Below are 13,396 nucleotides of genomic sequence, written 5' to 3'. Positions count from 1 at the left end.
GTCGTTGCCTGTTAATTAAGATGCTCAATCATCAGGCGCGCTTCTTCTTTCAGTTTGCTATCATCACCTTGCATCACTTTTTCAAGCAATTGCAAGGCGCCGTCGACATCGTTCATTTCAAGGTAGGCTTTTGCCAAATCCATATTGGTCGCCGCCTCACCACTGCTATCGACATCAGCAGGATGGATATCACTCAGCACATCTGGAAAATCTTCCAGACCCACGTTCAGGTCCATTTTCAACGAATCCGGGTCTTCCTGCGGTGTGCCGTCGTCTTTCATCAGCTCATCGATACTGATGTAACCGTCGTCAGAAGAGGATTCCTCTACCAGCTCACTTTCCGCATCACCCAGTAAGCCTTCAAGATCCGCATCCAAATCCATCGACTTGATGTCGTCACCCAGGATTTCCGGTTGCTCAGACCAATCTTCACTTTCCAGCTCTGGTTCCGGTTCTTGCTCTGCGCTCCAGATGTCGCTTTCGTCTTCCGGAATATCCAATGCTTCGGTTTCAAAATCACCAAGGCCAAACTCGTCTTCTTCCAGAGGCTCTGACAGCAGGGCGTCCATGTTCAGACCCGCAACCTGATGCTCGTCGTCATCAAGTTCAGCCAACTCGTCCAGTTCAACAGCGCGATATAGCTGTGATACCGGCGGTGTTGGCTGCGAGAAACCCTCGCCTTTGCTTTGCGGCAGGAACTCTTCCATCTCACGCTGTTCATCCAGCGCTGCGCTCAGAGCGTCATCCTCATCAAACTCGCCCAGTTCATCAAGGCTGATGGCATCCACTGGAGGGAACGCTAGGGTGTTGTTTTCCGTTGCCGTAAAGGCAGGTAACGCTTCGTCAGCTGGGAGTGCGTCATCTTGTGCATTGAAACTGTCAGCCAGTGCTTCAGCTTCTTCTGCGTAGTCCTCATCTGCCATGGATTCCGCAGTAGATGCTTCCTCGATGTCGGACTCATCGAAACTTTCAACTTCAGATGCTGGCGATGTCAGATCGACATCTTCCGCATCAAACTCCTGCGCAGCGTCTTCTTCGGTGTATTCAGGGAAGTCAGACAAATCCAGCGGCGCTGACCCGGCCTCATCTGCAACAGGCTCTTCGTCTGAGTTCAGTTGGGGCTCCAACTCACTGTCTTGCAGTGCAGCCTGCTCGTCATATTCCGGCAAAGCTGACAGATCAAGCGGTTCATCTTCCTCGCTGACAGTCTCGTCTTGCGATAAAGGTTCTTCCGTTACTGCTTCAGCTTCCTCTGACTCTTCGCTATCCAATGCTTCGACATCGGGTTCAGCAATTTCCGGCACTTGAGCCTCTGGCGTCTCAACGTCCGGCGTAACAGCATCCGCTTCCACGATTTCTTCCGTTGCCTCAGGCTCAGAGTCGGACGCTTTCTCAGCCTCTGTTTCAGTCAGGCCTTCAGTCTCTAATTCACTGTCCTGAAGCGCGGTTTCGTCAACAAGCGGTTTGTCACTGTCGGTTTCAGTCTCTGCGGGGGTTTCTTCACCAACGGGCTCATCTACGGCCTCATCAAGTGCTGGCTCCTGCGTCTCTTCCGCAACTGTTTCAGGGTCGTCACCGTCAAGCAGACTGTCCAGCAAATCCAGATCTTCCTGCGATGCTTCCGGCTCTGCCTCTACCTCAGGGGAAGCTTCTTCTGCAACTTCCTCGTTCAGTGCCTCAGGTTCGTCACTTAGTTCCAACACATCGTCGAGTAGATCCAGATCTGAATCTGACGCTTTGGGAACATCAATATCTTGCTCAGCCGTTTCGTCCAGCATCTCTTCAAGCTCAGAGACTGACTCGTCGTCTTCCAGCAAAGCATCCAGATCTGACAAGGCATCATCGCTTGCTTCGTCGCTGCTGTTTACGTCAGATTCTGCAGGGTCAACAGAAGACTCTGATTCCTCTACTTCGTCAGACCCTAGCAACTCCAGCTCGTCAGAATCATCGCCTTCTGGCGCAAGCAGCGCTTCATCGGTACTTAGCTCATCACCACTTTCAGCTTCGTTGTCGAGTGCGAACAGATCGTCGTCAAGATCGTCTTCTGGCAGCTCATCCAACAACGCACTTTCGTCATCGAGTGCCAGCTCTTCTTCTTCGTCGACCAGCTCATCCAGCAAAACATCAGTGTCTGCCAAATCAACGTCTTCTTCCGGCTCGTCGATAAGGTCGGCGATCAAATCGTCTTCGTCGACAGACTCATCCAGCAGCGCTGCTTCATCGAGCGGATCCTGGTCGTCATCACCAAGCAGTTCATCCAGTAGGGCATCGGAATCAGAAATATCCTCTTCGGCAGCATCTTCCAAGGCAAGCAGGTCGGAGTCGTCTTTTTCTGCATCAACAGGGTTGCCATTTTCATCCAACAACTCGTCATCGAGCATTTCATCCAACAGTGCATCCGGGTTGATGGTTTCTTCGTCTTGCGCAGCTTCGTCTTCTTTATCAAAGCCGAAGTCTTCGTCGTTGAGGAACTCATCCAGCATGGCGGTTGGATCTTCCGCCAATACTTCTTCATCTGCCTTTTCCCCTGCAGGCACATCCGCCAGCAGATCATCAATATCATCGTCAGCCAGATCGATATCCTGAGACAGATCCACCTCAGGCTCATCGTCCATCAGCTTATCGAACAGGGCTTCATTGGTTTCTGGCTCAGATTCTTCCTCAGCCGCGACAGCATCTTCCTCTTGAGGCGCTTCGGCAGGTGTTTCGTCACCGCTCTGCTCTGCAGCCAGCAGCGCATCGATATCATCGACATCGGCATCATCACCCCCGGCCAGGGATTGTTCCCACATTGCCGCCAACGCTTCATCCGGGCTCAGTTCAGACTCTTGTGGCTGCATGGACATCTCGTCCAGCGCGCGTTCCATGTCTTCAAGGCCAATCGCCCCATCGGTGCTCGGCTCGACATCGAGATCACTGCTAAAGTCATCATCCAGCGCGGCATCCAGTGCTGAAGTCAGGTCTGTATCGGCATCCAGATCCAGACCGCCTTCATCCTCGTCGTCAGAAAGCTCCAGGGAATCGGAGAGGTTAATATCATCAATGCCTGAATCCATCATATCGTCGCCAAACAGGTCATCGGCGTCGATATCGTCTGTCACTTCCAGTTCGTCGTCTTCAAGGATCAGCTCATCGCTGTCATCATCCTCTTCCGGCACCATAATGACGGGCATATCCGGCTCTTCGCCATCCAGCCCTTCTGGCTCTTCCACATTTTCGTCGTCTTTACGTCGACGCATGATGAAGAAAGCCGCAGCACCAATCACCAACAGGGCGGGAATAATAGCAAGGGTTGCCAACATCAATGGGCTTGCCATCAACGACTCGAGGAAAGAAGGCTGCTTCATTTCCATCTGAGCCTGTCGGGCACGCTGCATTTCCAGGAACTGGCGGATCTCGCCGGTCAGCTCCTCGTCAGCCGTCATCTGCTCTTTCAGCGCTGCCAGTTCGTTCTGGACTTCCGCCAGACGGATTTTCAGGATGTGATTGCTTTCAACCAACTTACCCATCTGCAAATCAGACTCGTTGATTTGCGCCTGCACCGTAGACATGTCCGGTTTTTCCGGAATCATGTCGGGCTTCATTGGCTCCGTTTTCGCGGTTTCCTGTTCAGCAGGTTGCTGCGCCATTTCAGGCTGCGCTTTTTCTTCTGTCGCTGGCGTGGTTATGGCTGGGGCTGGTTTCGCAACTGGCGCTGGCGTAGTTGCCGGAGCAGGAGGCACTTGCTCGCTGAGCGGACGGTTTGCTACACGCTGGGCATCTTTGCGCGCCTGGTCAAGTTGCAGACGGCGGGCAACATCATCGGTACTTTCACGACGGATTTCTGTCAGGGTTGGGAGCAACAGAGTGCTGCCCGGTACCAGCCCGTGGATATTGGCATTTTCAAACGCATTGGGGTTTAAGCGAAATATTGCCCCCAACGTCTGGTAAACCGTGACATTGTTGTTGGGTTGGTAGCGGGTAGCAATAGACCAAAGGGTGTCAGCGTCTGTGGTCGGCCCTACAGACTGGCGACGGTTAACCGTGGATGTCTGTGGCGCGGTACGCGGTGAAAGCGGCTCCGCAGCGGTAGGCGGTGGCGACTCTTCCTGCGGGCCAAGAATACGGATGGCAGACTGAACGGAAAACGTAGCGCCAAGGCTCAATAGTAATGTTGAGACAACAAGGGATTTGCCGAGACGACGACCGGAAAAAGGTGAAAAAAGAATTCGCTTCATCGCTTTAAAAAAATCTGGGTCAGACACTGCCCGCATTCCCCTATGGCAGAATAAAAGGCTCTTCTCAATCACAGATCTTCACTCAACTGCTTACTGCGATTGATATTACTGGTAATTCCCTAACTATATCGGAAGCCAAGCTGAAAACTGTAGTGTGATGAGATAAAACTGTGTTTTGTGATCAAAACAACCGGCCTCCGGAAACGGCAAGCCGGCTGTCTTGGCTCAATACGCTTGGGTCAGCGGATGAGGATTACAGGTAGTCGCGAACCAGCAGCTCTGCGATTTGCACGGAGTTGGTTGCCGCGCCTTTGCGAACGTTGTCTGCCACAACCCACATGTTCAGACCATTCGGGTGACTGATGTCGTTGCGCACACGGCCTACCATCACGTGGTCTTTACCGGTCGCTTCTTTCACCTGGGTTGGGTAGTCTTCGCCGTAGTAAACTTCCACGTTTTCAGCACGGGACAGCAAGTCCATGGCTTCGGTCGCGTCAATCGGCTGGCGACACTCGACATGTACCGCTTCTGCGTGACCGTAAAACACAGGCACGCGCACACAGGTCGGGTTCACAGCAACAGAGTCATCGCCCAGGATCTTCTGGGTTTCCCACACCATTTTCATTTCTTCTTTGGTGTAGCCATTGTCCAAAAACTCATCAATGTGTGGCAAGCAGTTGAATGCGATCTGCTTTTTGTACACGTTTGGCTCTGCATCCTGGCTGTTCAGCAGCTTCACGGTCTGCCCTGCCAGTTCATCAACGCCTTTCTTGCCGGTGCCGGACACTGACTGATAAGTACAGACGTTAATACGTTCGATACCCGCAGCATCGTGAATTGGCTTCAGCGCCACCAGCATCTGAATCGTTGAACAATTCGGGTTCGCGATGATGTTTCGGTTACGGAAATCAGCAATCGCTTCCGGGTTCACCTCTGGCACAACCAGTGGAATGTCGTATTCGTAGCGGAAACGGGAGGTATTGTCGATCACCACTACGCCTTCGTCAGCGGCGATAGGCGCCCAGCGGTCAGACGCTTCAGAACCTGCTGAAAACAGCGCGATTTGCACCTGACTCCAGTCAAAGTCTTCCACGTTTTTTACGCGAACACTTTTACCGTTAAAACGGATGGTTTCACCGGCGCTGCGCTCACTGGCCAGCAAGTGCAGGTTGCGCACTGGGAATTGACGCTCTTCCAACACCTCGATAATGGTGCGCCCTACTGCGCCCGTTGCACCTAATACAGCGACGTCATAAGCCACATCGAATTCTTGTGTCATGATTATTCCTCTACGGTAAAACCTAAATTAGCGAGCGACTCTAACCCAAAGGCTGCCTTACCCGCTACTGTAATTGCACTGTACTCGCGTCTGTCCCAGTAATTCTTGCGCAAGCGGTCAAAGGTTGCGCGCTGGGCGGCTTCGTCCGCCATCTCACGGCGGAACTCTGCATCATCACGGCGGATATCGTAAATCAGCTGGCAAAGTGCCATTAGATCACTTTCGTCCCATGGTTTGCTGAGTGACACGTGCGGAATGGGTGCTACTGGCAGCAATGACGCAGCCTCGACGCGCTCTTCCTGATTATTCAGAAATTCGCAGTAGCTGTTGTAAATCATCGTGGTGCCGCGTGCTTTCCCTTCCAGCCCGTAACCAGCAATGTGTGGGGTCGCAAAGGCCAGCAATGGCAAAAGCGCCAGATCTACTTCCGGCTCAAACTCAAACACATCAAGCACCGCAGTCAGCTCTTGCTGCTTCAGCGCCGCTTTCAGGGCACCGTTATCTACCACAGGGCCACGGGCAGCGTTAATCAAAATTGCGCCCGGCTTCAGGGCTGCAAGCTCTTTCGCGCCAATCAGGTGATGGGTAGCGTGCTCGCCGGTTTTGGTGAGTGGTGTGTGCATGGTCAACACATCACATTCATCCAGCAAGTTTTCCAGAGCGTGAAACTCGCGCGTATCGCCTTCGGCTTCTTTCAGCGGGTCGCACAGCAGGTGCGGGATATTGAGCGCCGACAGGCATTTGGACAGGTAGCTGCCCACCTGACCGGCTCCGACAATGCCGACTTTCCGGTCAGTGATGGAGAAACCCTGCTGTTGCCCCAGCACCAGCAGCGCACTGATCACATACTCGGCAACGCCGACCTTGTTACAACCCGGCGCAGCCGTAAAGTGGATACCGCGTTCAGCAAGCAGTGCCGCGTCAACGTGGTCAGTCCCTGCCGTTGCCGTACCGACAAATTTCAGGCGGTTGGCTTTTTCCAATAGGTCTTCATTAACTTTGGTGACTGAGCGGATCATCAGTGCATCGATATCCACCAGATCATCAGCGGTCAGGGTGCGACCAGCCTTGGCAGTTACCGTACCCAGTTTGCCAAACAGCTCAGCCGCGTATGGCATGTTTTCATCAATCAGAATATTCAATTGCGTTTACTCTACCTAAAATCTATTACCGCTATTGTGAACTTTTTCAGCAGCAGCGCAAACGAAAAAGCCCGGCCAAAAGGCCGGGCAAAATCCAGGATTGAAAGGTAATGACCGGCTCTCAACGGTCAAAACCCGCGTCTGTTTAGGCTAATAGCCAAAGTCCCGGAAAACCGAAGAGTCCATGACAGGACTCTGGGGACAAGGCCTGACCTTATCCCTCGTATTTTTTGATAACCAGTGTCGCGTTGGTGCCACCGAAACCGAAGCTGTTTGACATCACTGTCTTCAGCTCTACATCACGGGCCTCAGTCACGATGTCGAGACCTTCCGCCGCTGGATCCAGGTTTTCGATGTTGATGCTTGGTGCCACAAAGTTGTTATCCAGCATGATGGTGGAGTAAATCGCTTCATGAACACCCGCCGCGCCCAGTGCGTGACCTGTCATCGCTTTGGTAGCAGAAATGGCTGGGCTGTTATTGCCAAACACTTCCTGAATCGCACCCAGCTCTTTTACGTCGCCCACTGGCGTTGAAGTACCGTGGGTGTTGATGTAGTCAATCTGGTCAACGTCCTGCATCGCCATCTTCATACAACGCACCGCGCCTTCACCTGACGGTGCTACCATGTCGTAGCCATCAGAGGTTGCGCCATAACCTACGATTTCACCGTAGATTTTCGCGCCACGCGCCAGTGCGTGTTCCAGTTCTTCGATAACCATCATGCCGCCACCACCGGAGATAACGAAACCGTCGCGGTCTGCGTCATAGGTGCGTGATGCTTTCTCTGGGTTATCGTTGTATTTGGTCGACAGCGCGCCCATGGCGTCAAACATCATGGTCAGTGACCAATCCAGCTCTTCACCACCACCGGCGAAGACGATGTCTTGCTTGCCCAGTTGAATCAGTTCCAGCGCATGGCCGATACAATGTGCAGAGGTCGCACATGCCGAGCTCATGGTGTAGTTCACACCACGGATTTTAAAAGGGGTTGCCAGACAGGCTGATACGGTTGAAGACATGGTGCGTGGCACCATATATGGGCCTACACGTTTCACACCTTTCTCACGCAGTGTGTCCACTGCAGCAACCTGGTTGATCGATGACGCACCACCCGAACCCGCAACCAAACCGGTACGGTCGTTAGATACCATCTCTTCAGTCAGGCCAGCGTCTTCGATAGCCTGTTCCATGCTCAGATAGGCGAAGCCTGCAGCATCGCCCATAAAACGAAACTTTTTGCGATCAATATGATCAGCAGGGTTGAGCTTTAAATCACCCCAGACATTGCTGCGAAGCTTCATGTCTGCGAATTGTTGGGAAAAGCTAATCCCTGATTTACCCGCCTTCAATGACTCCAGCACTTCTTTAACGTTGTTACCGATGCTGGAAACAATTCCCATACCTGTAATTACGGCTCGTTTCATCTTTTGTTCCTACAATTCGAGTTCGACCCGATGATAGCGGTTTTGATACAGCAAAGTGGTCAGCTTTCCTGTGTACGCGTGTAAGCTGAAATTTCAGTCATGCTCGCACACATGGTAGGAAAGTCCCAAGCTCTCCATCTGTATCTTGTCTGGGTTTGACGATAGAATCCGCGCCCAGAGTGCAAAGACAGCAAAATGAAAGGTAAGGCTTGTGACCCATCCCAAAATTGAACACGCGCAAATCCACTGGAACGAAGCCGGTACCCCGGTTTCCGACAACTTTGACGATGTCTATTTCTCCAATGCCAATGGCCTTGAAGAGACGCGCTATGTGTTCCTGCAGCAAAACCAGCTGCCAGAGCGATGGCTCGATTTCCCGCGTGACCGCTTTGTTATAGCCGAAACCGGCTTTGGCACCGGCCTGAACTTCCTTGCTGTCTGGCAATGGTTTGCCAAATTCCGCGAGGAAAATCCACAGGCGACGGTGAACCAACTCCACTTCATCAGCTTTGAAAAGTTTCCGGTGACTCAATCCGATCTGGAAAAAGCCCATGCGGCATGGCCTGAGCTGGCAGAATTTGCTGCCGGACTTCGCGAGCACTACCCTGCTGCAGTGCCGGGCTGTCACCGTCTGGTACTGGCCGATGGCATGATCACACTGGATCTCTGGTTCGGCGATATCAAAGATTCTATGCCGCAAGTGTGGACGCCAGATGACGGTATTGTGGATTGCTGGTTCCTTGACGGTTTTGCCCCAAGTAAGAACCCGGAAATGTGGAGCCAAAGCCTGTTTGATGGCATGGCTAGGCTGGCAAAACAGGATTGTACGGTAGCGACCTTCACCGCAGCGGGCTTTGTGCGCCGCGGCCTGATTGAAGCTGGCTTTGCCATGAAGAAAACCAAAGGCTTTGGCACAAAGCGAGACATGATTGTTGGCACCATGGCGGAACGCGCAAACGCGAAACAACAGGTGCCTTGGTATAAGCGCACCTCGCCGGCTGACAGCAAGGATATCGCGATCATTGGCGGCGGTGTGGCGAGTGCCGCACTGGCAATGTCTCTGGTGCGCCGCGGCAGAGCTGTCACCTTGTATTGTGAACATGATAAGCCGGGCTTGGCAGCATCAGGCAACCGACAAGGTGCCGTGTATCCTTTGCTAAATGGCAGTGACGATGCGCTCTCCCGCTTCTTTGCCCCGGCATTTTTGTTCGCACGACAGTTTATTGAGCAGGCAGAAAAAACGACTGCGTTCGACCACGATCTGTGTGGCGTCACCCAAATTGGCTGGGATGAGAAAAGCGCAGACAAACTGGCGAAAATGCTGAAAGGTGGTTTTCCTGACGCGCTTATCCACGCTGTCAGTAAAGAAGAAGCAGAAGCGCTGACCGGTATCGAAACCGGACACGGTGGTGTGACCTATCCGCTTGGCGGCTGGCTGTGTCCGCAGCAACTGACCCAGGGCTTGATTGCCAACGCGCAACAAACTGGCCTGCTCACCTGTCACTACAACACGGAAGTGATGGCCCTTGAACGCAGCAACGACCAGTGGACACTGAAAACCGCGCAGGAGAGCTTTAACCATGCGACAGTGGTGGTTGCCAACGGCCACAAGTTCACCCAGTTTGAACAGACTGCGCCCATTCCGGCCTATCCGGTGCGTGGTCAGGTGTCACACATCAACACCACGGAAACGCTGAAGCAGCTGAAAACCGTGCTGTGCTACGACGGCTACCTGACGCCTATCAACCCGAAAAACGATACCCACTGCATTGGTGCAAGTTACAGCCGCAATGATGTATCGATGGACTTCCGCATGGACGATCAGGCTGACAACAAACAGCGCCTGGTTGACTGCATTCCTGCTGAATGGCCGAAAGAGATTGATACCGACCACGGCGCAGGCCGCGTCGGAATCCGCTGCGCCAGCCGCGATCACCTGCCGTATGCCGGAGATGTGTGTGATTTCGACGCGCTGACATCGGTGTACAGCGATCTGCGTGAAAAGAAAGATGACGCCGCAGATGTACCTGTCTACCCGAACCTTTATAGCCTGCTGGCGCTGGGTTCACGAGGCCTGACTTCTGCACCGATTCTGGGTGAGCTGATGGCATCACAACTTTGTGGTCATCCATTGCCATTGCCGGTTGATGTGCTCAACGCGCTGCACCCGGGACGCATGTGGGTGAGAAAATTACTGAAAGGTAAATCGCTGTAACCCGCAGCGTGTTGAATCAGAACGAAAACAAGAAAGGCGCCGATGGCGCCTTTCTTTATTGAAGCAATGTGCTTACTGATTCAATCAGCCCGCTTGCTCTTGCAACGATGTCCAAAGGTTACCAACCAGCACCTGATCTGCCGGGTTCAGCTCGTTGGCATTGTCTTTCAGGCTTTGTGCCACTCGCTGTTTCAGTGCGTTAACTTCGTCAATGCCTTCCTGCTCGCAATCTGCCGCGGCCAGCGAGATGTGGCCGCGCAGGTAACCGCTGGCAAACAATTCATCGTCAGAGGCAGTGGTAACCATGGCATCAATCAGGTCGAGGATTTTTTCTTCGTAGTCTTGGATCATCATTTGCTCTCTGGAAAATCAGCAGCCGTCAACGGCGGTAATTGGTAAAACGCACGCAGCGCATCAGAAAAAGTTTTTGCACGGGCTGGCATGCCTTCTTCGAGGTAACGCAGCACCTGTTCACGCACTTTGGCCGTAAACGCCGGGCGATCAGGCTCAAAAGAGCCGCTTAGGTTGTCACAACTGACCTGAAAACGGAACCCACAGCTGGCAGACAAAATCCACTCGACTGCCTGCGGCTTGATTTCCACTTTTTCAAATTCTGCCTGGGTTTGCTCGTCGCGGCCATCCGGTTGATACCAGTAGCCAAAATCCTCAAGCAGACGGCGCTCTGGCCCTGCAATGCACCAATGCGCCACTTCATGCAGTGCCGAAGCAAAAAAGCCTCGGGCAAAAATAATGCGGTGATGCGGGTTTTCGCTGTCCGCCGGTAGGTAAATAGGTTCGTCGCCGCCAAGCAGCAATTCGGTATTAAAAGAATCAATAAAAGTCTGATTAAATACAGAAATCAGGTCGTTATAATCGTGATGCATGGGTGATTTGTAAATGTATGGTTACAGCAAAATTCATTCAGCGGGCATTTTACCCGCCGCAGTGCCCTTTGTCGCAGCAAAAAGCACCGTTTTAGGCCAATTCCCCCAGGTTAACCATGAATCCAATTCATGTATGGGTTCATAACCTTTCATTGGATTGAGAACTTGGTCACACCTACAATCGCGACATACTCTTCCTCGCCATGCAAACAGACGAATAAACAAGATGTTACTTTCCACCTTATACATTATCGGTATTACTGCAGAAGCCATGACCGGCGCACTGGCGGCGGGTCGACGCAAAATGGATTGGTTTGGCGTGATGCTGGTGGCTGCCTGCACAGCAATCGGTGGTGGCACAGTGCGTGACATCCTGCTAGGTCACTATCCTCTCGGCTGGGTCGCCAACCCCCAGTATCTGGTGATTGTCTGTGTGGCCGGTATTGTCACTACCTGGATGGCTTCCTGGGTCGCCCGCAACCACAAGCTTTTTGTCTGGCTTGATTCACTGGGTTTGATTGCATTCAGCATCATTGGTTGCCGTGTCGGTATGGACATGGGATTGTCACCGCTGATCTGTGTGGTCTCCGCATTGGTGACAGGCATTTTCGGTGGCCTGCTGCGCGACTTACTGTGCCGCCGTCAGCCAATGGTATTGCACAAAGAACTTTATGCCTCCGTCGCTTTTTTCTCAGGCGCTATGTATCTGGCGCTGATGACCTATGGTGGACAATTTGGCATCGATGAAAACATGGCGACAGTATCGACCCTGATCACCGGCTTTGTATTCCGTATGTCAGCAGTGAAATTTGGCTGGAGCCTGCCGGTGTTTAGTTTTGAAGATAATGAACCGGAAAGCGCAGAAGCGAAGTAGACACTGAGGCTTGAGACTTGAGACTTGAGACTTGAGACTTGAGACTTGAAGATAGCTTGGAATAAGCGCTCAAAAACAAAAGGCCAGTTTTTCAGCTGGCCTTTCTCTTATCTAAAATCTCTTATCTCAATTCTAGATCTTTGGCGTATTGGTATGCACACCGGAGTTTTGCGCGCGGTGGCGCAGCAGGTGATCCATCAGCACAATCGCGACCATGGCTTCAGCGATTGGCACGGCGCGGATACCCACGCATGGGTCATGGCGGCCTTTAGTAATAACATCCACGGTTTCACCATCCACATTGATGGTTTCGCCGGGTACTGTGATGCTGGACGTTGGCTTAAGCGCCAGATGCGCCACGATGTCCTGACCGGATGAAATGCCACCAAGGATGCCGCCTGCGTGATTGGACTTAAAGCCTTCCGGCGTCAGTTCATCGCGGTGCTGACTGCCGAGCTGGTTGACCACATCAAAACCATCTCCCACTTCCACGCCTTTCACCGCATTGATACCCATCAGGGCGTAGGCGATGTCCGCATCCAGGCGGTCAAATACCGGCTCACCCAGGCCAACCGGCACATTGTTTGCTACCACGGTCAGTTTGGCACCGATGGAGTCACCATCTTTTTTCAGGTTACGGATCAGTTCATCCAAGGCGTCAATTTTGGATGCATCCGGGCAGAAAAACGGGTTTTGCTCTACCTGATCCCAATCGACGCTCTCAATGGTGACATCGCCCATCTGTGACAGGTAAGCGCGCACTTCAATGCCGTGTTGCTGCTTAAGGTACTTTTTCGCAATCGCACCAGCCGCCACACGCATGGCGGTTTCACGCGCAGACGAACGGCCGCCACCACGGTAATCGCGGTGGCCGTACTTCTGGTGGTATGTGTAATCGGCGTGTCCAGGGCGGAAACGATCAGCGATTTTGGAGTAATCCTGTGAACGCTGGTCGGTGTTTTCAATCAGAAGGCCAATAGACGTGCCTGTGGTTTTACCTTCAAATACACCAGAGAGGATTTTCACCTGATCCGGCTCGCGGCGCTGGGTGGTGTATTTTGAGGTGCCCGGACGACGACGGTCCAGATCACCCTGTAAATCTGCTTCTGTCAGTTCAAGTCCCGGCGGGCAACCGTCAACGATACATCCCAATGCCAATCCGTGGCTTTCACCAAAGGTGGTGACTCGAAAAACCTGACCTATTGAATTACCTGCCATTACTTCCTCTGTCTTCTACCGGCTGCCTGAATCGGCTTCATTGCTGTTATACCTAAACGACCTGAAGATGCTCGCATTCAGAGGTCATCAATGCGTTCAATTTGAGGCAAATTTTACGAGGAATAGTCATTCTATTTCCGT

The 13,396-nt window shown here is 52.7% G+C and carries 9 protein-coding genes; 2 read left to right on the top strand and 7 right to left on the bottom strand.

Features of this window, described 5'->3' with window-relative positions; translation table 11 throughout:
* Positions 1-11: 11 nt before the first annotated feature.
* From KU854_RS12000 to fabB, 4 genes are all read right to left on the bottom strand, one after another.
* Positions 12-4,253, bottom strand: coding sequence for a FimV/HubP family polar landmark protein (locus KU854_RS12000; RefSeq protein WP_218358831.1), 4,242 nt, complete (start codon positions 4,251-4,253; stop codon positions 12-14).
* 217 nt (positions 4,254-4,470) lie between these two features.
* Positions 4,471-5,496 (bottom strand): aspartate-semialdehyde dehydrogenase, encoded by a 1,026-nt coding sequence (locus tag KU854_RS11995; RefSeq protein WP_054779345.1) that lies wholly within the window; start codon positions 5,494-5,496, stop codon positions 4,471-4,473.
* A gap of 2 nt (positions 5,497-5,498) precedes the next feature.
* Positions 5,499-6,638, bottom strand: coding sequence for a 4-phosphoerythronate dehydrogenase (locus KU854_RS11990; RefSeq protein WP_218358772.1), 1,140 nt, complete (start codon positions 6,636-6,638; stop codon positions 5,499-5,501).
* A 214-nt stretch (positions 6,639-6,852) separates the two neighbouring features.
* Positions 6,853-8,064 carry a beta-ketoacyl-ACP synthase I gene (fabB, locus tag KU854_RS11985; protein WP_218358771.1) on the bottom strand — a complete coding sequence of 404 codons (1,212 nt, stop codon included), beginning with the start codon at positions 8,062-8,064 and terminating at the stop codon, positions 6,853-6,855.
* A 211-nt stretch (positions 8,065-8,275) separates the two neighbouring features.
* Here fabB and mnmC point away from each other — a divergent pair, with 211 nt between their 5' ends.
* Positions 8,276-10,279 carry a bifunctional tRNA (5-methylaminomethyl-2-thiouridine)(34)-methyltransferase MnmC2/FAD-dependent 5-carboxymethylaminomethyl-2-thiouridine(34) oxidoreductase MnmC1 gene (mnmC, locus tag KU854_RS11980; protein WP_218358770.1) on the top strand — a complete coding sequence of 668 codons (2,004 nt, stop codon included), beginning with the start codon at positions 8,276-8,278 and terminating at the stop codon, positions 10,277-10,279.
* 84 nt (positions 10,280-10,363) lie between these two features.
* On the opposite strand, the gene KU854_RS11975 is transcribed toward mnmC, so the two are convergent.
* Both KU854_RS11975 and KU854_RS11970 read right to left on the bottom strand, forming a co-directional pair.
* Positions 10,364-10,630 (bottom strand): YfcL family protein, encoded by a 267-nt coding sequence (locus KU854_RS11975; protein ID WP_218358769.1) that lies wholly within the window; start codon positions 10,628-10,630, stop codon positions 10,364-10,366.
* Positions 10,630-11,163, bottom strand: coding sequence for an elongation factor P hydroxylase (locus tag KU854_RS11970; RefSeq protein WP_054779343.1), 534 nt, complete (start codon positions 11,161-11,163; stop codon positions 10,630-10,632). Before KU854_RS11970 ends, KU854_RS11975 begins: the two co-directional genes overlap by 1 nt.
* Positions 11,164-11,389: 226 nt before the next feature.
* On the opposite strand from KU854_RS11970, the gene KU854_RS11965 reads away from it, so the two are divergent.
* On the top strand, positions 11,390-12,037 hold the full coding sequence (locus tag KU854_RS11965; RefSeq protein ID WP_054779342.1) for a trimeric intracellular cation channel family protein: 648 nt from the start codon (positions 11,390-11,392) through the stop codon (positions 12,035-12,037).
* A 132-nt stretch (positions 12,038-12,169) separates the two neighbouring features.
* On the opposite strand, the gene aroC is transcribed toward KU854_RS11965, so the two are convergent.
* Complete coding sequence (gene aroC, locus KU854_RS11960; protein WP_218358768.1) at positions 12,170-13,255, bottom strand: chorismate synthase; 1,086 nt, start codon at positions 13,253-13,255, stop codon at positions 12,170-12,172.
* Positions 13,256-13,396: the final 141 nt, after the last annotated feature.

It is taken from the genome of Enterovibrio paralichthyis (genome assembly GCF_019209835.1).
GTDB lineage: Bacteria > Pseudomonadota > Gammaproteobacteria > Enterobacterales > Vibrionaceae > Enterovibrio > Enterovibrio paralichthyis.
This window is presented reverse-complemented; position numbering and strand designations above follow the sequence as displayed.

Bases quoted from the DNA above. Each gene is read 5' to 3' on its own strand.
- KU854_RS12000 (WP_218358831.1), bottom strand. From the start codon at position 4,253: ATGCGGGCAGTGTCTGACCCAGATTTTTTTAAAGCGATGAAGCGAATT.
- KU854_RS11995 (WP_054779345.1), bottom strand. From the start codon at position 5,496: ATGACACAAGAATTCGATGTGGCTTATGACGTCGCTGTATTAGGTGCA.
- fabB (WP_218358771.1), bottom strand. From the start codon at position 8,064: ATGAAACGAGCCGTAATTACAGGTATGGGAATTGTTTCCAGCATCGGT.
- KU854_RS11975 (WP_218358769.1), bottom strand. From the start codon at position 10,630: ATGATCCAAGACTACGAAGAAAAAATCCTCGACCTGATTGATGCCATG.
- KU854_RS11970 (WP_054779343.1), bottom strand. From the start codon at position 11,163: ATGCATCACGATTATAACGACCTGATTTCTGTATTTAATCAGACTTTT.
- KU854_RS11965 (WP_054779342.1), top strand. From the start codon at position 11,390: ATGTTACTTTCCACCTTATACATTATCGGTATTACTGCAGAAGCCATG.
- aroC (WP_218358768.1), bottom strand. From the start codon at position 13,255: ATGGCAGGTAATTCAATAGGTCAGGTTTTTCGAGTCACCACCTTTGGT.